The sequence below is a fragment of the Paraburkholderia sp. GAS38 genome (assembly GCF_050434965.1).
GTDB classification, from domain to species: Bacteria; Pseudomonadota; Gammaproteobacteria; order Burkholderiales; family Burkholderiaceae; genus Paraburkholderia; species Paraburkholderia phenazinium_A.
Map to the genome: position 1 here is coordinate 101,378 of NZ_JBNDJO010000013.1, position 20,355 is coordinate 121,732.

A 20,355-nucleotide genomic window follows, 5' to 3' on the forward strand; every position below is an offset into this window, starting at 1 on the left:
CGCAATCGTTCCTACGCGTCGTAGTAATGGATCTCGAGCAGCACGCAACCTGCTTCGCTGCTGAACGGTCCGTGTTCGGTGCCGGCCGGCCGGACAAAGTAAGTGCCCGTCAGGTGCGTGTCGCGACGCTCAAACGTTGCCACGTCGAGGCGGCTCTGATCGCCGCTCACCAGGTAGACCTCCTCGTGATAGTCGTGCAGGAACGGCACGCGTGTCGCGGCGCCCGGCGCGAAGCGCACGAGCCGGGTACGCATGCCACGCTTCGCGCGTTCGTCCAGCGTATCGACGACCACCAGCTGATCGATCCCATGATCGAAATGGCGCGGATGCTCCCAGTGGATGTCCGCCACATCCAGAATGCGTTCTGCGAGCTTGACGTTCATGCGGCCACCGTCTTGCGTGTCTGGTTGAGATGGGCAAGCAGACCGTCCCAGAGCTGCAGGCGCTCGTCGATTGCGGCAATGCCCGCCTCGAGCGCCTGCTGCAATTTGCCCGGGTCGTCGCCCGCAGCTTCGCGGATCATGGTCTGCGCCGCAGGACCGTGTTCACCCGAATCGACTTCGATATGCCGGTCGAGGTAATAGGTCAGCAGCGGCGTCGAGGTGCGATCGATCTTCCATTCGTCGAGCAGCGTGCGGAACATGTCAGGAATGACGTTCTCGCGGCCATAGAAAAAGTTGCCGAGAACCTGATGCGTCTTGCCGTCGAAACACGTTGCCATCGTTGCCGTGACGAACTGCCGGACGGGAGCCGGCGGCGCGACCGTCGACAGCGCAGCCGACACGGTGAAACCCGAGCGCAGCAGCGAGATCAGGTGTTCGATGCTGCCGGTCGACGCACCGACGTCGCGCATTGCGTGCAGATACAGATCGAAATGGCTCATGTATCCGCGCGGCGTTTCGTCCGTCTCTTCGCCCAGCACGATTTCGTTGATCAGGCGCGCGGCGTTGATATTGCGCGGTGCGATCCACGGCACGGCAACGGTGGTGAAGTCGAGCTGCAGACGCTTGACGAGCGACATGAAGTCCCACACAGCGAACACGTGCCACTCCATGAAGGTCCGCAATTCCTCGATGGTGCGAATCGAGCTGAATACCGGATGGTGTGTGAGCCTGGCGTGCTGCTCCTTGATCTTCGCTTCCAACAAGTCGATTTGATTCACGATGAGGTTCCTTGATAAGAGCATATGGAGAGGCTGTGCCGTCGCCATCGCCGGCGCGACACAGTTGACACGGATATTTCAGCCTACGGATATTGCGGCAGCAGTCCCGTTTTGAAACAGAACAATTCCAGCACGCACGGCAATATTAATTGCCAAAACTGAACGTCGCCTATTCAAATCGGACATTCTCATATTATTTCTGGTCAAGTTTTAATCGAATCGACCACACGCCTTTACAGATAAGGCTTTCCGACCAATCAACATAATCCTTGGCGTGCTTGACAGCATATTCCACGCATGACTAGCATGTGCCCACCAAAATCCCGTGTTGCGAATCACGCAAACCTATAAATGGTATTTTTGTGACCCCCTGATTGATTTTACAAATCAGAATCCAGAAGATCTCGCGAGTACAAAGTAATAATCCACAGGAGAGAAATATGAGTGGCTCAATCAGGAAATTGCCGCTTTCCGCGCCGCAACTCGATTTCTGGGAAGCTGCGCAGGCTTACGCGGTGCCCTCGACCAACATTTACGCGGCCGAATACCTCGATATTCGCGGACCGCTCGATCAGCAACGCTTCGAACGCGCGCTGCGGCAGGTCATCGACGAGGCCGAGACGCTGCATACCGTACGCTTTGCCGAGGCCATCGACGGGCCGGTGCGCATCGTCGACGATACGGTCGGCGCGAACTGGGCGTTGCTGTATCGGGATCTGAGCGGCGTGCACGATGCACACTCACAGGCGCTTGCACAGATGCGCGACCATTACTCGCGCACAATCGAACTGGAGCATGGGCCGTTTTTCGCGTACATCCTTTTCAAGCTCGACGACAACCGGTACTACTGGTATCAGGGCTACGCGCACATCGTCGTCGACGGCTACTCGTGCAGTCTGCTTGCCACGCGCGTCGCCGAGGTCTACAGCGCGCTGTACGCCGGCGTGCCGACACCGCCCTGCCGCTTCGCGTCGCTCGAAGCGCTCATGGAAGACGAGCGCTCGTATCGCGACTCCGCGCAGTACACCGAGGATCGCCGCTATTGGCTGAGCCGTTTCGCGGACCACCCTCGCACCACCACGCTCGCCGGCCCGGCGCTGTTGCCCGAGCGCGACTCGCTGCCGGACATGCGCGAGACCCGCTACGCGCAACCCGGCCAGCACGCGCGCATTGAGACCGTAGCGAAGGATCTGTTCAAGTCGACGGTCCCTCAACTGATTACTGCGCTGACGGCCGCCTACATTCATCTGCAAACCGGCGCACACGACGTAGTGCTCGCCGTGACCGCCATGGCGCGTGCGTCGTCGCGCGAGCGGCGCACGCCCTGCGAGACGGCGAACATGCTGCCGCTGCGCCTGTCGGTCGAACCTTCGAACACGCTCGACGAACTGTGCCGGCAAGCGAATCAGGAGATGACCGCGTTGCGTCGGCATCAACGCTACCGCATGGGCGACCTGCACCGTGAACTGGTGTCGCTCGACAATGGGCAAGGCGTGTTCGGCACCGAGATCAACATCATGTCGTTCGACTACGACCTGGCCTTCGCCGCAAGCCGGGCCACGTCGCACAACCTGGCCGTCGGTATCACCGACGACTTCATGGTGAATCTGACCGACCGCCGCAACGGCGAGCCGCTGCGCTTCGATTTCGATGCCAGCCCGCAGTACTACCGGCGCGCCGATCTGAACGCACACGTCACGCGGTTTCTGGCACTCGCCCAGGCCGCGCTGGATGCCCCCGAAGCGCCGCTGCGCGAGCTCGATGCCCGCCTCGAAGCGCAACCCGACTGGCGACCGGCGCTTGCGCCGGCGGTCTAACCGACCGATCGCTTGCCACCCCCTCACTGGAGTCCAATCATGGCTTACAAGGAATCACGCTTCTGGCATCCGCGCCAGCATCCGGTCGCAGCGGCAACGGGAAAGCCCGTGCGGATCGTTCGCGGCGAAGGCTGTTTTCTCTACGACGATACCGGCCGGCCATTGCTGGATGCGGTTGCATCGCTCTTTAACGTGTATGTCGGACACGGCCGCCGGGAGATCAAGGAGGCGATCCTGCGCCAACTCGACGAGCTCGAGTACCACCCGGTCTTCGCCGGTTTCAGCCATCCGCGCGCAGAAGAACTGTCGGCGCGTCTGGTTGGGATGCTCGAACCCGAGGACATGCGGCGCGTGATCTTCGGTTCCGGCGGTTCGGACGCGGTCGAGGCCGCGTTGATGATCGCGCGGCAATACTGGAAGGTCGCCGGAGAACCCGAGCGCACCAAGTTCATCTCGTTGAAGCAGAGTTATCACGGTTCGCACTTCGGCGGCAGTTCGGTGACCGGCAACACCGCGTACCGGCGCAACTACGAGCCGGTGCTCGCCGGCTGCTTTCACGTCGAGACGCCGTGGATCTACCGCAACCCGTTCACACACGATCCCGAGGAGTTGGGGCGTATATGCGCCGCGTTGCTCGAGCGTGAGATTGTGTTTCAGGGCCCCGGCACGGTTGCGGCGTTCATCGCGGAACCGGTGCAGGCTACCGGCGGCATCATCGTGCCGCCCGCGAACTACTGGCCGCTCGTGCGGGAAGTCTGCAACCGCCACGGTGTGCTGTTGATCGCCGATGAAGTCGTGACCGGCTTCGGGCGCACCGGCACGCTGTTCGGCAGTCGCGGCTGGGGCGTCGCGCCGGACATCATGTGCTTTGCGAAAGGAGTGTCCTCGGGATACCTGCCGCTGGGTGCAACGCTTGTCAACCGGCGTATCGAGGAAGCGTTCGCCGGGAATCCCGGCGCTGCGGGCACGCTGATGCACGGCTACACCTACGCGGGTCACCCCATCGTCTGTGCAGCGGCGCTTGCGAACCTGCAGATCGTGATTGACGAAAATCTCACGACCAATGCCGCGCAGCAAGGCGCATATCTGCTCGAACGCCTGCAGCCGCTGGTGGATCGTTACCCAGTGGTCGGCGACGTGCGGGGCAAGGGGCTGCTAGTCGGCATCGATCTGGTGAAAAGCAAGGAAACGCGCGAGCCGATCGATCCCGCAGACGGCTACGGCGCCGCGCTGGCGGAAGCCACGCGCGAAGCAGGCGTGCTGATTCGCTCGCTCGGCAACCGGCTCGCAATCGCACCGCCGCTGATCATCGACCGCGCTCAAGTGGACATGATCGTCGCGGCAATCGAGCACGCATTCGAGCGCGTGCGGCGCGACTGAGTCCGCGTGCGCCGGGGTCGGGCCGATCCGGCGCAAGACACGCCGCCCGAAGCGCAGGATGGGTACGCCGCGCGACGGGCAGCGTGCAATGCGATCAGCCCGGCGAGCCGTTCGGCGTGTCGAAGTACTGGCTCGGCGACACGCCGAAGGTGCGCCTGAACGTCGCCGCGTAAGTCGTGGCGCTGCGATAGCCGACCTGATGCGCCGCCTGGGTGACCCGGCCGCCGCTCGCCAGAAGCACAAGTGACATCGACATACGAAGCTGCTGACGCCATGCCGCAACGCTCATACCGGTCTCGCTGCGAAAGAGACGAGCCAGATGTCGCGGGCTTAAGGCCACGTCGCGGGCGAGCGAATCGAGCGGCTGCTCGCAATGCGGTTCGCGCTGCAAGCGCTCGCACAGCTTGACGAGCCGGCGGTCCTCGGGCATCGGCAGGCTGAGCGGCGTCTGCGACAGCATCTGCAGTTCCTGGGCGATCAGCACAGCGCATGCGTTCTCGCCTGGTGTACCGGAGTCGAGAATCTCATCGTAGACGCGCGGCGCGAGTTCTCGCAGCAACGGCGAGACCTTGACCGCGCAGACCTGCCACGGTAACGACACGCACAGCGTGGCGCCGAAGTAAAGCGAACAGAGCTCTGCGTTACCGACCACGCGCAGCGCATGCACCACCTGTGGCGGAATCCAGATTGCACGCATGGGCGGCGCAATCCAGCGCGTACCCGCGACGTCCAGCACCAGGACCCCGCTGCGCGCGAAGAGCAACTGACCATATGTATGGGCATGGGCTTCGTATTCGGTTTCGAAAACCTGCGGGGCACGCGTACGTGCCACGCTGCCGCTGACGCTTGGCCGGATTCCGGCAAACGCAAAGGTACGCGCCGGCGCGAGTCGCTCGGGCGACTTCTCGGGAAAATCTGTCATGAGGCGTTTCCTGATGGGGCTGATGAGAGTTGCGTGGACAACAGCAGACGGCGGCACCCGAACACGCCCGCGCTGCCGCGGCGTGACCTGTGCCTGTGTGCGGCTATTCGGGTTGCACCTCGGGTTCCTCCGCCGGCACGCTCGCGTCCCGCATGCGCGTGTAGCCGGACGGAGGATTCGGCGGCAATCGCACGCGGCCAGACGCTGCGTCGTTAAGGAGCCGCTTCGTGACAGCAAGCGCGGCGGCGAGATCCGCCTCGCAGTGCTGCTCGGCGAGGGCCGCCGCGAGCGCCCGCAAGGTGCGCAGCAGATTCGGCGCACGGCACTGCTCGGCCATTTGCCCAATTCGCACGATGTCGAGACCGAACGCGCCCGATATGTCGACGCCCGACTCGCGACTCATCGATTCGCGCAGCGCACGCGCATCGACACCGTCCGGCAGACGCACGCCAAGCACTGTCTGCAAGCGCACGCCTGGCTCGACCGCGAACGAGAGGCCGAGTGCGCGCAAGCCGGCCTGCAACGCATGAGAGCAACGCCGGTGCCGCAGGAAACGCTCGTCCGGTGTTTCCTCACAATACAGCCGCAGCGCTTCATGAAGTGCGAGGATCCCCGGCACCGGCGCCGTATAGTGATAGGCACGCCGCAACCAGAAATCCGCTGCGAGCCGAGCGTCGAGACACCAGTGCGCCGAGGCTTCGCGACGCGCTTCGATGCGAGCCCACGCGCGCGGCGAGAACGCGACCAGCGCCACACCGGGAATCGCGCCCAATGCCTTCTGTCCTCCCACGACGGCGGCGTCGATGTGCCAGTCCGCCATCTGGAACGGCATCGCGCCCAGGGTACAAACGGCATCGACCAGAACAAGGCAGCCTTGTGCCCGCGCAATTCTGCAGATTTCCGGCAATGCGGTGTTATGCACAGTGTGCGAAGTCTCACCGTGACAGATTGTCAACACGCCGTAGCGACCGCGGCGCAGTTCGCGAGCGACGTCGTCGGCAGCGGCGGCATGAAATGGCGGTGTTGTGAGTCGGACCACTTCGCCCCCCGCACGCGCAGCCATCTCCGCGATCCGCATGCCGAAGTGGCCATTGCAGACGGACAGCACACGCGTCGCCGGCGTGACCAGATTCGACACGGTCATCTCGAGGCCCGCCGAAGCGGGGCCCGCCACGCCGAGAATCGTTGCGTCGGAACTCTGGAACAGATATGCCCCCATCTGCATAACCTGCTCCAGCACGGTATCCATCGTGCTGCCGAGGTGATTGATCATCAGCGTGTTCGCGCGGGCGACGGAATCGGCAAGCGGCACGGGTCCCGCACCCATCAGGAGCGGCAGTTCGCCGGCGAGCAGATCGTCGACCCGTACGATGTCGTGTACAGACTTGAATCCCAGCATTCCATATCTCCGGCAGACGGTTAAAGAAGGAGGGCGTCGCATCACTCACAGGTAGCAGATTGAACACGTATTTCCACTACAACAAAACTGTCCTTTAGGACAGGCCCACGGCCGGCATCGTCGAACGCCGCTTGCGTTGAGAGCCGCAGCCGTGCTCTACGAGAGATACAACATGGACACGCTGGATGAGGTTTTCGAGCAGTTGCAGCACCAGCAAAACGCCGAAGACGCGTTTGCGGTAATCAGGAATGCGGCCGCGGCGCTAGGCTTTCCCTACTGCACGTATGGGCGGCGCAGCGCGATGCCGCTAGCGCGGCCCGAGGTGCAAATCCTGAGCAATTACCCGGTGGCGTGGCAGCAGCGTTATATCGAACGCGGTTACGCGGCGCGAGACCCGTCTGTACGCCGCGCCGCCCGAGCGAAGCAACCGGTCATCTGGCAAGCTAAAGAGGAATCCGAAGAATTGCAGTTCTGGGATGAAGCGGTGAGCTTCGGTCTGCGGTACGGCTGGGCGCAAGCGAGCTACGATTGCTCGTCGAATCTCGGCCTGCTGAGTCTCGTGCGCGAAACGGAACCCATCACGCTAGCCGAAGTGCGGAGCCGACGGGCGGCATGTGCAGCGCTCGCCGAGGCTGCCCATTTGCACCTGATGCCGCTACTCGCAGGCGCCCCGCCGATCGCATTGACGGCGGACCGCTTGACGTCGCGTGAGCGCGAGGTGCTGACATGGACCGCTGATGGCAAGACCGCGTTCGAAATCGGCCAGATCCTCGGCACGGCCGAGCGGACCGTCAAGTTTCATCTACAGAACGCGGTCGTCAAACTGGACGCAAGAAACAAGACCCATGCGGCGACGAAAGCGCTATTGCTGGGATGGCTGGTTTGAGCAGCAACGGAGATCGGGTATCTCACCGGTCAAACCGATACAGGATCGCGTTGCAGTCTTCGATGTACAGGTCGTGAACGGCATAGTCGCCCTCGGACACCAGCGGGATCACCTTTGCCCAAAAGGCAGCCGCGCCCAGATTTTCCTTGACGTGCCATATCTGCCACGCGCCGGGGAATCGGGTCAGCAGGTCGGACACGACCTGCTTGCCCACGCCGAGACCGCGAAAACGCCGCGACACGAAGAAGTAACCGATGTTGTGCTTCGCCCCTGCAGCATGAACCTCGTCATCGACGATGACGAAACCGGCGACCTCTCCATCCACGAGTATGAGAAACGGAGACGTTGTGGCGCTCGCTAAATAGTCGAGCTTAGGGCGAAGCGCAAAGAAGCCGTCTTCGGCGAACGGAAGCGGAATCCATTCGCTGAAGTCGTAGTTATAGAACTGCATCAGGTTCACGATGCGTTGATGGTCTGGTGTTCCCGCCAGTTTCAATTCGATGTTTGGCATAGTCGGCTGCGCGTCTGAATCCATGATATTACCCGTGCGATCCATGCCAAGTCACGACCGGTCGAATCAGACTGCCTCCGGATAAAGGCCATGCACCCGCGCAAAGAGCCGGGACAGGCCGAGCAGCGCGTCGATGTTCGGCGTCGCGATCTCCAGTCCACGCCCGATCTCCTGCACCACCGCGACGAGGCTATCGAGTTCGATCGTGCGGCCCGCTTCGACGTCCTGAAGCATCGAGGTCCGAAATGCGCCAAGCTTCGCGGTAATCGCATGACGGTCCTGCGGCGTCTGCTCGATCGTGCAGCCAATCCGCGCGCCGATCGCAGCCGCCTCGGCCATCGCGGCCGAGCAGAACGCCTGGACGAGCGGATCGGCGAGCACACGGTCCGTCGTTGCGCCGGTGATCGCGGAAATGGGGTTGATCGTCATGTTCCCCCATAGCTTGTACCAGATGTCACGCCGGATATTGTCCGAATGCGTGACGTCAAAGCCCGCGCCGCGCAGCACATCGACCGCCTCCGCAACCCGCGGGCTGTGTCCGCCTTGCGCCGCACCGACGATGAGGCCACGCCCCATCCTGTGCTCAACGACTCCGGGCCGCGCCGTCGACGCGCTTGCGTGCACCACGCAGCCGACGATCTGCTCGTCGCGCACACTCGCCGATAACACGCCGTCCGGGTCGACCGATCGCAGAGGACGATGCTCGAAACCCGCGACGCCATGACAGAACCACCAGGGCACGCCGTTCATCGCGGGCATGACGAGCGTTTCAGGGCCGATCAACGGCGCGAGCCGCGGCATCAGTTCCGGCAGCGCCTGACCCTTTACCGCAATGACGACGACATCCTGTACGCCAAGACCGCGGGCATCATTCTCGGCTCGCACTCGCGCGTGCGTCTCGGCGCCGGCATGGCGAACCCGCCAGCCATGCGCTTGCAGCGCAGCCAGCGCCGCTCCGCGCGCAAGCACGCTCACGTCGGCACGGCCGGCCGCCGCCAGATGCACACCGATCAACCCGCCGATCGCGCCGGCACCCACAATGCAAATTTTCACGTTCATTCCCGAATGTAGATTCACTTCAGCCGCGCTTGCGCGCAGCCGCTTCCCGGTAGTTGGCCTTGAGCCACTCGGGGACCCGCTCATCGAAACCGAGCGCGACGCGGCGCACCTCCGCGCTATCGGTCGGTTGATGGCCTACTCCCAGTGCACTGGCACGGGGCGCCTCAAGCGCCTCCACCCATCCGCCAAGCCGCCCCAAGCCGGTGATTTCGCACTCCACATAATCGCCGGGATCCACCGAACGGGAATGACAAGGCGTACCCATCAAGATCGCGTCGCCCGGCAACAGCGTGATGTGGCGCGCGATATCGGCGATCACGTAGTGGGGGCCCCAGATCGTTTCCTCGCCGATCCGCGCTTCCTGCACGACGAGCCCGTTGCGGTAGGTACGCAGCGTCTGCTCCAGGAGATTCACGCCCCGCACGAGTCCAGGCCCGATCGGCAGCAGCGTATCCGCGCCCTTCACGCGCAGCATCGACCCTTGATCCGTGTCGCGGAAGTCCTGCAGGCCCATATCAAGCGCGGGACAGAAACCTTCGATGTAATCCCACGCTTCATCAGGCAACACATTGCGGCAGGTCTTGCCGATCACGACGGCATATTCGCCCTCGTAGTTCAGATACCTGCAATCGGCGGGTTTGAGGATCTGCCCGTCGTGCCCGTTCAACGCGGTGGGCGGCTTCGTAAAATAGGTCGGCGCATCGGTCGGTCGCGGCTTGTTGCGCGTCTCGATGCTGCGCGAACTGTACGAGATGTGAACCGCGATGATCTTGCTGGGCGACACAGGCGGCAAATGTGCAACGCCGGCAGGATCGACCACGCGCCCATCGTCGAGCCGCAGCAGGCCGGCGTCCGCGCCCGCTTCGATCAACGTGCCCCAGAACGCGCTACCGCCGATCAGGATGCGACGGCGTTCAACACGCGGCCCACACATCACGGCGGGCAGCTCCTTCAACGGGAATTCGAAGCTCATTCGTCGCCCCTCCTCTCCGTATCGAACCACACGTGGACGTTGCCTGTGCCGCGCGCGTTCTCGTAGGCGGACAGGACCTCGCCCTGCGCCTTGCACGCTCCGGCGCCCATCGCGCCGATCATCTGCAGGTAGTGCGCGCCGAACGCTTCCCACGGTACGCGGCGATAATCCCGGTCCCAGTTCTCGACGATCAGGTCGTGACGGCCCTCTTTCATCAGTTCGATGGCCTGCTTGTCGCTGGCGATGTTCGCAACACTCGAGACGTTCGATTCATGAAAGATCCGCGGATGATTCGGCTTCCAGTCGATGCCGTTGAACCTGTGACTCAGCGCGCCGGACGCCAGCAGGAGCACGCGCAGATCGCTGCGCGCGATCGCTTCGCCGATCACTTCGCCCGATTGCAGGAAATGACGCGGTTCGCAGTTCTGACATGAGCTCACCGTCACCACGGGCCACGCTTCCAGCTGCATCTGCTTGATCACGTTGATCGTCGGGTAGTGGCGCGGCAGATCCGGGTTACCGATGGCACGCGATTGCACGCCCCGTTCCCGGGCCACGGCCTCGACGCTTCTCGCGAACCCGGGGTGGCCACGATATTCGTAAGGGACGCCGAACAGGTACCACGGCATCTCGTCGGAAATGTAGGTGCCACGGTAGGCACTGCCAGCGTCGATCAGGTGATATCCCGTCGTGAACCAGTGGGAATCGAACAGCACCACGATATCCGGATTGGCGGCTGCAATCCTCTCGCGCACCCTGCGGTATCCCGCGATCAGATCCGAATCGGACCCGGCTCCCTGAAGCACGCGAAACTCCTCACACTGCATCAAACCGGGATGGTGCGATACGATGGCCGCGCCGACGATCTGTCCCATGAAATCTCCTCCTCATCGATGACTGAAACTCGCGCGAAACGGCTGCTTCGGCAAGATGATGTCCTTCACGTCGCAAAAGAACTCGAAGCTCCAGTCGCCGCCCTCGCGTCCGATGCCTGAGCGTTTGATCCCGCCGAACGGCGCCGCGAGGTCGCGGATACCGAAGCTGTTGATCCAGATGAAGCCCGTACGCACGCGCTCGGCTACGCTGGCGGCATGCTCTGTCGCTCCATAGCACACGCCGCCCAGGCCGTAGTCGGTGCCATTGGCAAGCTCCACAGCCTCGTCGTCCGTCGAGAACGTCTGCAGCGTGAGTACCGGACCGAACACCTCCTGCTGCACGATCTCATCGGACTGCCACAGATTCGTGAGCATCGTCGGCGCGAAATAGAGCTTGCCGTACGGATGCGCTTGCCCTCCCCATAGGGCCGTGGCCCCACGCGCGAGTGCGCGTTCGACAAAACCCTCCACGCGCTCCAACTGTCGCGCGTGAATGATGGGGCCGACCTCGGTACCCTCTTCACGTGGATCGCCAATGTTCAGCGCTTCGACATAGCCGCGCATGGCCTCGATGAAACGCTGCGCGATCGCCTGATGCACAAGAAAGCGCGTGCCTGCAAGGCACACCTGACCGGCGTTGCGATACATCAATGCGCCGGTGGCCGCCGCGCTGTCGATGTCGGCATCGGCGAGCACGATGAACGGCGACTTTCCGCCGAGCTCGAGGCTGCATGGCACGAGATTGGCGCCCGCGGCCTGAGCGATGCGCTTCGCTGTCGCGACCGAGCCGGTAAACGACACGCGGGCAAGACGAGGATCGCCGACCAGTTTGGCGCCCGTGTTCGCGCCGCTGCCCTGAAGCAGATTGAATACGCCTCGCGGCAAGCCCGCCGCCTGTGCGCAGTCGGCAAGCAGCGAAGACGTGAGCGGCGCCCACTCCGGCGCCTTGAGAACGACCGTGTTGCCGGCGGCAAGCGCCGGACCGACCTTCCATGTCGACAGCATGAGCGGCGAATTCCACGGCGTAATAACCGCGACAACGCCAGCCGGATCGTGACGGACGCGATGGTGCGCCTGCACGGTGTCGAGCGCGCGATCCTGGAGCGTCAGCGCGTGTTCGGCAAACCACTGGAGGTTTTGCATGGCGCGAGGCACGACGCCATGACGCATGCGCGAGAGCAGCACGCCGGCATCGTTGCTTTCGAGTACGCAGAATGCGTCGGTGCGCTTGCCGATTTCGGCCGCGAAGCGGTCCAGATAGGGCTTGCGTCCACCCGCACCCAATGCGGCCCACGCGGGGAAGGCGTGGGCCGCGGCAGCGACGGCGGCGTCGACTTCCTCGTCGCCTGCTTCATGAATGAAGCCGAGCGAACGCCCATCGATTGGCGAGAAGTTTTCGAACGTGTCGCCCGATGCAACGCGTTCGCCGTCGATGTAGTGCGCCGCCGAAACCGTAACGCCGGCGATCTCCAGAAGCGATTGAGTCATGTACTTTCCTCTGCAAGAACTCAGGCCGGCCTGAACCGGGCCGCAAGCGCGCGCGCTGTCTGCGCGAGCAGTGAGGTATCGACGCCGACCGCGGCGAAGCGTATCCCGCCCGCGATGTAATGGCGCGCCAGCGTCTCATCGGTGCACAGGATGCCCGCCGGTTTGCCGGCACGCGCGAGGGTCCGGATCGCATCGTCGATGACGGCTTGCACCTCGGCATGCGCGGGCTTGCCGAGATACCCCATCGAAGCGGCCAGATCCGCGGGACCGATGAAAATGCCGTCGACGCCGTCGACCTGCGCGATCGCCTCGAGCTGTGAGATCGCGTCGATCGTCTCGACCTGCACGAGCAGACATACCTCGTCGTCGGCGCGCTCGAGATAGTCCGCAAAACCGTTCCAGCGAGACGAGCGCGCGAGACCGCTGCCAACCCCGCGTGTGCCGGCCGGCGGATAGCGCATCGCCCGGGCAAGCTGCTGCGCTTGCACCGCGTCTTCGACCATCGGCACAAGCAGCGTCTGCGCGCCGATCTCCAGCACCTGCTTGATGAGCGATGGATCGCCGTGCGGGATGCGCACGACCGGATGCGATCCATAAGCGGCAACGGACTGCAATGTCGCGAGCATCGAACGCAGATCGTTCGGCGCGTGCTCGCCGTCGATCAGCAGCCAGTCGAAACCGCACGAGGCGCACAGCTCGGCCGCATAGGGATCGCCCAAGCCGAGCCAGAGTCCGATCTGGGCGCGGTCCGACTCAAGTGCTTTCTTGAACGCATTGGCAGGAGTACGCATCGTATTCCTCACCCGAAACGCACGGAGACGCTGCCGAGCGCGCCATAGTCGGCGGTCAGCACATCGCCGGCGGTACACGCCACCGGACGCGTGAACGAGCCTCCCAACACGATTTCGCCGGCAGCGAGCCCTTCGCCGTAAGGCGCGAGCTTGTTCGCCAGCCAGGCAACGCCGTTGGCGGGATGATTGAGTACCGCGGCGCCGAGACCGGATTCTTCGATCACGCCATTTTTGAACAGCATGGCGCCGGCCCAACGAAGATCGATCGCATCGGGCTTCACCGGGCGCCCGCCCAGCACGATCGCGGCATTCGCGGCGTTGTCCGCGACGGTGTCGAGCACCTTGCGCGGCGTCCCGGTCTCACGATCGGTCAGCGCGATGCGCGCATCGATCAGTTCAAGTGCGGGCACGACATAGTCGGTCGCTGCCAGCACATCGAAAATCGTCACATTCGGCCCCGAGAGCGGCTTGGCCAGAATGAACGCAAATTCAACCTCGATGCGCGGGACGATGAAGCGCGCCGCTTCGATCGTCGTACCTTCGGCAATCAACATGTCGTCCAGCAACGTACCGTAGTCGGGTTCGGTGATCTGCGCGGCAATCTGCATCGCACGCGATGTGAGCCCGATCTTGTGACCGATGACGCGACGCCCCTGGCCAAGCTTGATCGCGAGCCACGCGCGCTGGATTGCATAACTGTCGGCGAGCGTCATCTCCGGATAACGCTTCGAAAAATGATCCAGTTGCCGTCGGCTGTGCTCAGCGTGGTGCAGCTCCTCGGCCAGGGTGCGATGAAGGTGGGGATCCAGCATTGCGATGTCTCCGGATAGGCGCGGCAGGTGGCGCGCTCTGTGATGTCATCGCTGGATTCTCACGGCGACACATCTCGCAGACAAGCGATAGATCCTGTCCAATTGCGAAGAAAAACTTGATAATCGGGCACAACGCCGGACCGGACCTTCGCGCATGAGTCCGAGCCCGTGCAAGCCCCTTCCCTGACGACACATCATGGAGCCCTGTCATGCCGCAATCCCGGATCACCCTGCGACAGCTCGAAGCATTTCTGGCGACCAGCGACGAACTCAGCTTCGCCGCCGCGGGTGAACGGATGGGGTTGACGTCGTCGGCCGTCAGCCAGCTCGTAGCGGAACTCGAATCGGTGCTGGGGTTTCGTCTGTTCGACCGGACCACGCGCCGGGTGAATTTGTCGAGCGCGGGCCGGGATTTCATGGCGTCCGCCGAGTCGGTGCTGAGATATTTGCGCGCAGCGGAAACCACGGCGGACGATTTACGCAACCGCGCGGCAGGGATCGTGCGCGTCGGCGCACCGCTCATTCTGGCTGCCACAGCACTGCCCGCCGCGATCCGGGATTACGCCAAGGTGATGCCCAAAGTCGTGGTCCGTATTCGCGACACGCCCGTCGACGCGCTCGTCGAACGTGTCGCGAGCGGCGACGTCGATCTGGCAATAGGTCCCAACCGGCCAACCGCCGCCACCGTCGAATCGCTGCCCGCGTTCGACAGTCCGTGGGTCCTGTGGTGCAGTCCGGGCATCGCGCTCGCCAAGCGCAAACGCGTATCGTGGGCGGATTTGCGCAGCATCCCGCTTGTCGCAGCGGGCAGGGATCATGAAATGAGCGTGGCGCAGATGCGCAGCAGCGCGCCTCCCGATGCGCGCATCGTGCCCATCGATGTGGTCGACAACATCACCACGGCGCTCGGAATCGCGGCGCATGGCCTCGCGGCGACGCTCGCACCTCAATACGTAGGCGTGCTCGCCGAGGCGTTCGGGCTCACCATGCGGCGCGTCGTCGATCCGGAAACGATCCGGCAGGTGTGCGTCTACCGGCCCGTCAGACGTGCAAGCTCGCCGGCAGCCGACGGATTTCTGGCTTACCTGCTGGACTGGCTGCGGAATTGGCAACACCCAACGGGGCAAACGCGAGCCAGGTAGCCAGAAGTGAGTACCGCCGCAGCCGAGCGGCGACCATCGCAGACGGCCGATCGGCCCGCCCGTTTCCGCACGGCCGTTACGTCTTGCGTTGCAGGAACGACGAAAGAAAGGCCGCGAGCAGCGGATCGGTCACCATCGTGGTACCGGCATTCGGTTGTGCGGTGATGACCTTCAGCGCACGCTCGTGGTAAGCCAGCGCGGCGGTCCTCGCCGCCTTCGGATCCTTCGCCTCGATCGCCTTCAGAACGCGCTGCCGCTCCTTGCCGATCGACCCCGTGGTGGCCCGCCAACTCTCCACGGTTCCGCCGGACAATTCGCGGGCAAGGCCGATCTGGAGACCCGTAAAAAACCGGCAGAGCGCGGCAAGCAGGGGATTCCCGGATGCCTGCCCGATTTCGCCGACGAATGCGCTGACAGCGCCGGAAATGCCCTCCGCGCTGTCGCCGTCCTGAATCTGCCGCAAGGCTTGCCGCATGGCCTCGATGTCTTCCGCCGTCGCGTGCTTTGCGGCCAGTTCCGCCGCATACGAGATCAGCGCCCCCAACACGCCGAGTACCTGCGGCACACCGATGCGCTCGATCTGGATCATCGAGGAAAGCGACGCCGCGATCAGTTGATCGGTCTGTGCCGTCACATAGGCGCCGCTTCCGTGCCGAACCTCGATGAGCTGCGCCGTGACGAGTCCGCGCACAGCTTCGCGAACAGTCGCGCCGCTGACCCCATAGCCTTCGGCCAACTGCTTTTCCGTGGGTAGCTTGGTCCCGCGTGGCAACTGTCCGCTCAAGATGCGATCGCGCAAATCCTCAAGGATCTGTTCCGCAGCATTGCCACGCTCAAGACGTTTCGAAGGTTGCCAATCGGGGCCGGTTGCATCAGACATGAATTCTCCTTTTCTGCCAATTGCATTATACTGATTTCAAGTCACCTGGTGACTTAGTGACAAATTAACTATGACTGCCGGTTGTGCGCCGGCCGGGTTTATTGCCGCGACTGGGCGCAACGCGCCGCATCCGCGGATCCGATCAAAGGAGGATGCATGAAAATCAAACACTTCAGCGACACCGACTGGCATAAGGACCATCCTACTGGAATCGTCGTATTCCAGTACTGTCTCGAAGGTGACGATCCGATGTCCCCAGAAAACTTCATGCTGGTGCTCGGACGGCAGGACGGCGACTTCCACATGCCCCGCCATCGGCACAATTTCGAGCAGATCCGTTTGCCGCTTGTCGGCGACATGAACATCGGCGACGGCCTCAAACTGAAGGAGGGACAAGTCGGATATTTTCCCGAAGGACAACCGTACGGTCCGCAGGACGACCCACTCGGCAAGACGCCGCCGGGAGAGCGTCTGCAACTCGTCCTGCAGTTCGGCGGTTCATCGGGCTGCGGCTTCATGAGCATGCAGCAGCGACTGGCCGCGCGAGACGAACTCGCGAGGATCGGCGAATTCGTCGGTCCCAACTACCGCCATCCGAACGGCAAGCTCGAATGGGGTCTCAACGTGATCTGGAAGCACGTCTTCGGCGAACGCCTGAAGTATCCGATGCCCCGTTACCCCGGCGTCGTGATCGCCGATCCGAGCCGATTCAACTGGATACCCGTGCAAGGCGCCAAGGGCGTGTCGAACAAGTTTCTTGGTTCGTTCTCCGAACGTGCCGCGTGGACGGAACTGGTCAAGCTCGCGCCGGGTGCCACGTGGACGTCCACGCATGAAACGGCACGACGGCTCCTGTTCGTGACGGGCGGCAGCGGCACGGCCGGCGCGGAAGCGATCGGGCTCTACGCGTCGATCCAGACGGAGCCCGGTGAAACCATGACGTTGACTGCCAAGGACGAACTGCAGATCTTCCTGATGGGCTTGCCGCCGATCGTCATCGAGCAAGACAGCGAGGCCGAGTTCGAATTCGTTGACGGAGAGGCCGATGACCGCGTTTGACCTCGCATCCATCGAGCGCTTGCTCAGCGATTTCGCCTGGTGTGCCGATCGTGGAGATGGCGCGGGGCTGGCGCAGCTCTTCGTCGCGGACGGTGTGCTCCATCTGGGTGAGCGTGAGTTCGTTGGCCGCGCGGCCATCGCGAGGGACTGCGAGGTGCGTGCAAGCACACCTGGCCGGAAGACGCGGCACGTCTGGTCGAATCTGCGCGTCGTGCGCAGAGAGGAAGCCAGCGCGAGCCTGACCGCGGTGCAGCTCACCTTCGAGCAGCGTGGCGACGATGTGCCCGCCGAATTGCGGATCAGCGACCTGCGCGATGACGTCTGCAAGGATGCCGACGGTGCCTGGCGCTTCTCGCGTCGCGTCATCCAGCGCCAGATGACGCTCCCGATGTAGCGGGCTGCGCGGCGAACCATTGCGGGCCCGCCTTGGCGCGCGTCGGGCGGGCTCGTTCTTTCATCCAACACGAGGGTCGCTTGATGGATTCGCTCGTTCTTCAACAGCTCGCGCCTCACGGCGTGCTGCGTACGGGCATCAACCTTGCCAATTTTCTGCTCGTGGGCCCCGCCGACGCAAAAGGTCATCGGACCGGGCTCGGGCCGGAATTCGCCCGTATGATCGCGTTGCGGCTGGGTGTTCCGTTTACCTGCGTGCCCTTCGTATCGCCGCGCGAACTCGCCGACGCGGCCAACCGCGATGCCTGGGACATCTGCCTTATCGGCGCGGAGCGCGACCGTGCGCAGACGATCGCGTTCACCTCAGCCTATCTCGAGATCGACGCAACCTGCCTCGTGCACGCCGAATCGCCGCTAATGTCCGCACAGACGCTCGACCGCGCCGGCGTCAGCATCGCGGCCGCAACCGGCAGCGCATACGAGCTGTGGCTGACGCGGCACATGAGGCACGCGCAGTTGCTGCGCGCGCCCACGCACGATCACGCGTACGAGGCATTTGCGCAGGGAAAAGCGGATGCCCTCGCCGGGCTCAGGCCGCGGCTCCTCCGCGACGAATCAACGCTTGCCGGCGTGAGATTGCTCGACGGATGCTTTACCGCGGTCCAGCAGGCGGTCGGCACCCATCTCCAGCACGAAGCAGGCGCGGCGTTCCTCGAACGCTTCGTCGAGGAAGCGAAGGCCTCGGGCTTGATTGACGAGCTGATCGAACGTCACCAGGTACGCGGCGTTCGCACTGCCCCGCTCCTGTCCTCCAGCAGCCGTTAAGGCCACCCACGGCGACGGAGCAAACGCTCCGCCCGCCGCGTCGGTACCGCTACGCATCGAAACCGGTCGGCGCCGGGATCACGTCACATCGGCCTGCAGGCCTGCCCTACCGATCCCACGCATCGCGCAGGCCTCATCCTTGTCGGGATGGTCCCCGCTGATGCCGACCGCGCCAACCACATCGCCCTGTGCATCGCGGACCAGTACGCCGCCCGGCACCGGCGCGATACGTCCACCGGAGATGTCCGTCAGCGCGGCATAGAATGCGGGCGCGCTAGCCGCCCGCTCGGCCAGCGTGCGTCCTCCGTGCCCCATGCCTAATGCGCCCCACGCCTTCGCCTGGGCAATCTGGGGACGCAGGATGCCGCTGCCGTCTTCACGCTTCAGTGCCAACAGGTGGCCACCGGCATCGAGCACGGCGACGGTCAGCGGATGACAACCAAGCTCCCGCGCATGAGCGAGCGCGGCGTCGACGATGACCGATGCCTGATCCAGTGTAAAAGTTTGCATGGTGTGTATTGGCTCTCGAAGAAAAAAGCAGCATGAGCGGGGGCGACGCTTCCTGCTCATGCCGGATATGCAAGGGCACGGTCCTGCTCAACCCGCATGACGCGACGCCGCAGCGCTCGCTCCGTACTCCGGCGCGCCATCGGATTGCGGCTGCCGGACACGCAGCACGAAACGTCCGATGGCAAACGAAGTAATCGCTGCGCCAAGCGAAGTCGCACCGACCAGCAGAAAGAGCGCCGAAGGCGCCATGCCCGCGGCCAGCAACACGCCGCCGAGGACCGGGCCGACGATGGCGCCGATCCGGCCCACGCCCATCGACCAGCCGATTCCCGTGGCACGGGAGAACGTGTCGTAGAACGCCGCACACATCGCAACCGTGCAAATCTGCGCCCCGATGCTGAAGAATCCCGCAATGAAGGCAACCGCTCCCAGCAGCGTGCCCGACGCACCCGCCCGGCCTATCAATGCGATCGCGATCGCGCCAAGCAGGAAGCCGCATCCGACCACACGCGCCGTGCCGACACGGTCCGCAAGCCGCCCAAGCACGATGCAGCCAAATATCGAGCCAAAGTTCAGCATCGAAGCCGCCCGGACCGCACTCCCAATACTGAGCCCGTTGTGCCCCGCGACAACCGGCACCCAGTTGACGAGAAAATACGTCAGCAACAGGCTCAGGAACAACGTGATCCACAACAGGACCGTACCTAACGCGCGCCCCTCCCTGAACAGATTGACAACGGGCGTGCGGGCACCATGCCCAATGCTGGGCGCTTCGCCGCTCCATTCGAATTCCGAACGCATGCGCCGCAGCAGACGGGTGATGGCTTTGCGATCGCCGCGCAACTCGAGAAAACGGGCGGATTCGGGCGCGAACGCGATCAGCAGAGGAATGGTGAATAACGGCAGCACACCACCGACGACAAATACACTTCGCCATCCGACCGCGGGAATCAATTGTGCGGAGACGAACCCGCCAATGACCGCGCCCAGCGGGAAACCACAGAACATGGTGGTGACGAGCGTTGCACGCAATCGCTTTGGCGCATATTCGGAGGTGAGAGAGACGAAGCACGGCAGCGCGCCGCCCAGTCCAAGACCCGTGACAAAACGCGCCGCCGTCAGCGAAGACAGCGAATCGCACAACGGCGTGAGCAAGGACCCGATCGAGAAGAGCAGAACCGTGCCCAGAAGAACGGGCTTCCGGCCAAACCGGTCGCCCGTGATGCCGAAAACAATCGCGCCAAGCAAGCCACCCAGCAAACCCGCACCGAATACTGGCCCGAAGGCCGCGGGCGCCACATGCCAACTTCCGACGATGGCCGGCGCCACGAACGCAATCGTCTGCGTATCGCACCCGTCAAGCATGGCTACGAGTCCGCACAACGCCATGATCGCGATCTGAAAGCGGCTCACAGGGCTCGCATCGATGATCGATTCGAGGTCCAGCTTCACGGCGTTTTGCATCATCCAT

Annotated in this window: 21 protein-coding genes; 7 read left to right on the plus strand and 14 right to left on the minus strand. The window is 63.5% G+C overall.

Annotation, left to right across the window (positions count from 1 at the left end; genetic code table 11):
- Window positions 1-11: 11 nt before the first annotated feature.
- Both P3T42_RS26890 and P3T42_RS26895 read right to left on the minus strand, forming a co-directional pair.
- Window positions 12-383 (minus strand): cupin domain-containing protein, encoded by a 372-nt coding sequence (locus P3T42_RS26890; RefSeq protein ID WP_074293743.1) that lies wholly within the window; start codon window positions 381-383, stop codon window positions 12-14.
- Window positions 380-1,162, minus strand: a complete 783-nt coding sequence (locus P3T42_RS26895) for a DUF3050 domain-containing protein (RefSeq protein ID WP_429307716.1) — start codon at window positions 1,160-1,162, stop codon at window positions 380-382. The genes P3T42_RS26890 and P3T42_RS26895 overlap by 4 nt, the downstream gene beginning before the upstream one ends.
- Window positions 1,163-1,602: 440 nt before the next feature.
- On the opposite strand from P3T42_RS26895, the gene P3T42_RS26900 reads away from it, so the two are divergent.
- Together P3T42_RS26900 and P3T42_RS26905 are read left to right on the plus strand one after the other, a co-directional pair.
- Window positions 1,603-2,979, plus strand: a complete 1,377-nt coding sequence (locus tag P3T42_RS26900) for a condensation domain-containing protein (RefSeq protein ID WP_429307717.1) — start codon at window positions 1,603-1,605, stop codon at window positions 2,977-2,979.
- A 39-nt stretch (window positions 2,980-3,018) separates the two neighbouring features.
- Complete coding sequence (locus tag P3T42_RS26905; protein WP_429307718.1) at window positions 3,019-4,359, plus strand: aspartate aminotransferase family protein; 1,341 nt, start codon at window positions 3,019-3,021, stop codon at window positions 4,357-4,359.
- A 94-nt stretch (window positions 4,360-4,453) separates the two neighbouring features.
- On the opposite strand, the gene P3T42_RS26910 is transcribed toward P3T42_RS26905, so the two are convergent.
- Together P3T42_RS26910 and P3T42_RS26915 are read right to left on the minus strand one after the other, a co-directional pair.
- Window positions 4,454-5,281, minus strand: a complete 828-nt coding sequence (locus tag P3T42_RS26910; RefSeq protein ID WP_429307719.1) for an AraC family transcriptional regulator — start codon at window positions 5,279-5,281, stop codon at window positions 4,454-4,456.
- Window positions 5,282-5,384: 103 nt separating this feature from the next.
- Window positions 5,385-6,680 carry a pyridoxal-phosphate-dependent aminotransferase family protein gene (locus P3T42_RS26915; protein ID WP_429307720.1) on the minus strand — a complete coding sequence of 432 codons (1,296 nt, stop codon included), beginning with the start codon at window positions 6,678-6,680 and terminating at the stop codon, window positions 5,385-5,387.
- Between the two features lie 172 nt (window positions 6,681-6,852).
- Between P3T42_RS26915 and P3T42_RS26920 the strand changes: the two genes are divergently transcribed.
- Complete coding sequence (locus P3T42_RS26920) at window positions 6,853-7,566, plus strand: LuxR family transcriptional regulator (protein WP_074293748.1); 714 nt, start codon at window positions 6,853-6,855, stop codon at window positions 7,564-7,566.
- A gap of 22 nt (window positions 7,567-7,588) precedes the next feature.
- Here P3T42_RS26920 and P3T42_RS26925 read toward each other — a convergent pair whose 3' ends face one another.
- The 7 genes from P3T42_RS26925 to hpaH all read right to left on the minus strand — a co-directional run bounded on the left by P3T42_RS26925 (window position 7,589) and on the right by hpaH (window position 14,075).
- Window positions 7,589-8,077: a GNAT family N-acetyltransferase gene (locus P3T42_RS26925; RefSeq protein ID WP_074296934.1), complete on the minus strand. Its 489-nt coding sequence runs from the start codon at window positions 8,075-8,077 to the stop codon at window positions 7,589-7,591.
- 66 nt (window positions 8,078-8,143) lie between these two features.
- Complete coding sequence (locus P3T42_RS26930) at window positions 8,144-9,130, minus strand: 2-dehydropantoate 2-reductase (RefSeq protein ID WP_429307721.1); 987 nt, start codon at window positions 9,128-9,130, stop codon at window positions 8,144-8,146.
- 25 nt (window positions 9,131-9,155) lie between these two features.
- Window positions 9,156-10,109 (minus strand): fumarylacetoacetate hydrolase family protein, encoded by a 954-nt coding sequence (locus P3T42_RS26935; RefSeq protein ID WP_429307722.1) that lies wholly within the window; start codon window positions 10,107-10,109, stop codon window positions 9,156-9,158.
- Window positions 10,106-10,984, minus strand: coding sequence for an extradiol ring-cleavage dioxygenase (locus P3T42_RS26940; protein WP_074293750.1), 879 nt, complete (start codon window positions 10,982-10,984; stop codon window positions 10,106-10,108). Before P3T42_RS26940 ends, P3T42_RS26935 begins: the two co-directional genes overlap by 4 nt.
- 12 nt (window positions 10,985-10,996) lie before the next feature.
- Window positions 10,997-12,472: an aldehyde dehydrogenase family protein gene (locus P3T42_RS26945; protein ID WP_429307723.1), complete on the minus strand. Its 1,476-nt coding sequence runs from the start codon at window positions 12,470-12,472 to the stop codon at window positions 10,997-10,999.
- 20 nt (window positions 12,473-12,492) lie between these two features.
- Window positions 12,493-13,263: a 4-hydroxy-2-oxoheptanedioate aldolase gene (gene hpaI, locus P3T42_RS26950; RefSeq protein WP_429307724.1), complete on the minus strand. Its 771-nt coding sequence runs from the start codon at window positions 13,261-13,263 to the stop codon at window positions 12,493-12,495.
- A gap of 8 nt (window positions 13,264-13,271) precedes the next feature.
- Entirely contained in the window at window positions 13,272-14,075 is an 804-nt protein-coding gene (gene hpaH / locus P3T42_RS26955) for a 2-oxo-hept-4-ene-1,7-dioate hydratase (RefSeq protein ID WP_429307725.1), read from the minus strand.
- Window positions 14,076-14,284: 209 nt separating this feature from the next.
- Between hpaH and P3T42_RS26960 the strand changes: the two genes are divergently transcribed.
- On the plus strand, window positions 14,285-15,217 hold the full coding sequence (locus tag P3T42_RS26960) for a LysR family transcriptional regulator (RefSeq protein ID WP_429307726.1): 933 nt from the start codon (window positions 14,285-14,287) through the stop codon (window positions 15,215-15,217).
- Window positions 15,218-15,293: 76 nt separating this feature from the next.
- Here the strand turns inward: P3T42_RS26960 and P3T42_RS26965 are convergent, their stop codons facing one another.
- Window positions 15,294-16,097: a FadR/GntR family transcriptional regulator gene (locus tag P3T42_RS26965; RefSeq protein ID WP_429307727.1), complete on the minus strand. Its 804-nt coding sequence runs from the start codon at window positions 16,095-16,097 to the stop codon at window positions 15,294-15,296.
- A gap of 156 nt (window positions 16,098-16,253) precedes the next feature.
- Here P3T42_RS26965 and P3T42_RS26970 point away from each other — a divergent pair, with 156 nt between their 5' ends.
- From P3T42_RS26970 to P3T42_RS26980, 3 genes are read left to right on the plus strand one after another with little or no spacing between them, the layout of a single operon-like run.
- On the plus strand, window positions 16,254-17,156 hold the full coding sequence (locus P3T42_RS26970) for a hypothetical protein (protein ID WP_074293756.1): 903 nt from the start codon (window positions 16,254-16,256) through the stop codon (window positions 17,154-17,156).
- Complete coding sequence (locus tag P3T42_RS26975; protein ID WP_074293757.1) at window positions 17,143-17,550, plus strand: nuclear transport factor 2 family protein; 408 nt, start codon at window positions 17,143-17,145, stop codon at window positions 17,548-17,550. Before P3T42_RS26970 ends, P3T42_RS26975 begins: the two co-directional genes overlap by 14 nt.
- A 32-nt stretch (window positions 17,551-17,582) precedes the next feature.
- Window positions 17,583-18,374, plus strand: coding sequence for a transporter substrate-binding domain-containing protein (locus tag P3T42_RS26980; RefSeq protein ID WP_429307728.1), 792 nt, complete (start codon window positions 17,583-17,585; stop codon window positions 18,372-18,374).
- 78 nt (window positions 18,375-18,452) lie between these two features.
- Here P3T42_RS26980 and P3T42_RS26985 read toward each other — a convergent pair whose 3' ends face one another.
- The gene (locus P3T42_RS26985) at window positions 18,453-18,884 is read right to left on the minus strand and encodes a GlcG/HbpS family heme-binding protein (RefSeq protein ID WP_429307729.1); all 432 of its coding nucleotides are present in this window, start codon (window positions 18,882-18,884) and stop codon (window positions 18,453-18,455) included.
- An 87-nt stretch (window positions 18,885-18,971) separates the two neighbouring features.
- Window positions 18,972-20,351 (minus strand): MFS transporter, encoded by a 1,380-nt coding sequence (locus tag P3T42_RS26990; RefSeq protein ID WP_429307730.1) that lies wholly within the window; start codon window positions 20,349-20,351, stop codon window positions 18,972-18,974.
- Window positions 20,352-20,355 lie beyond the last annotated feature (4 nt).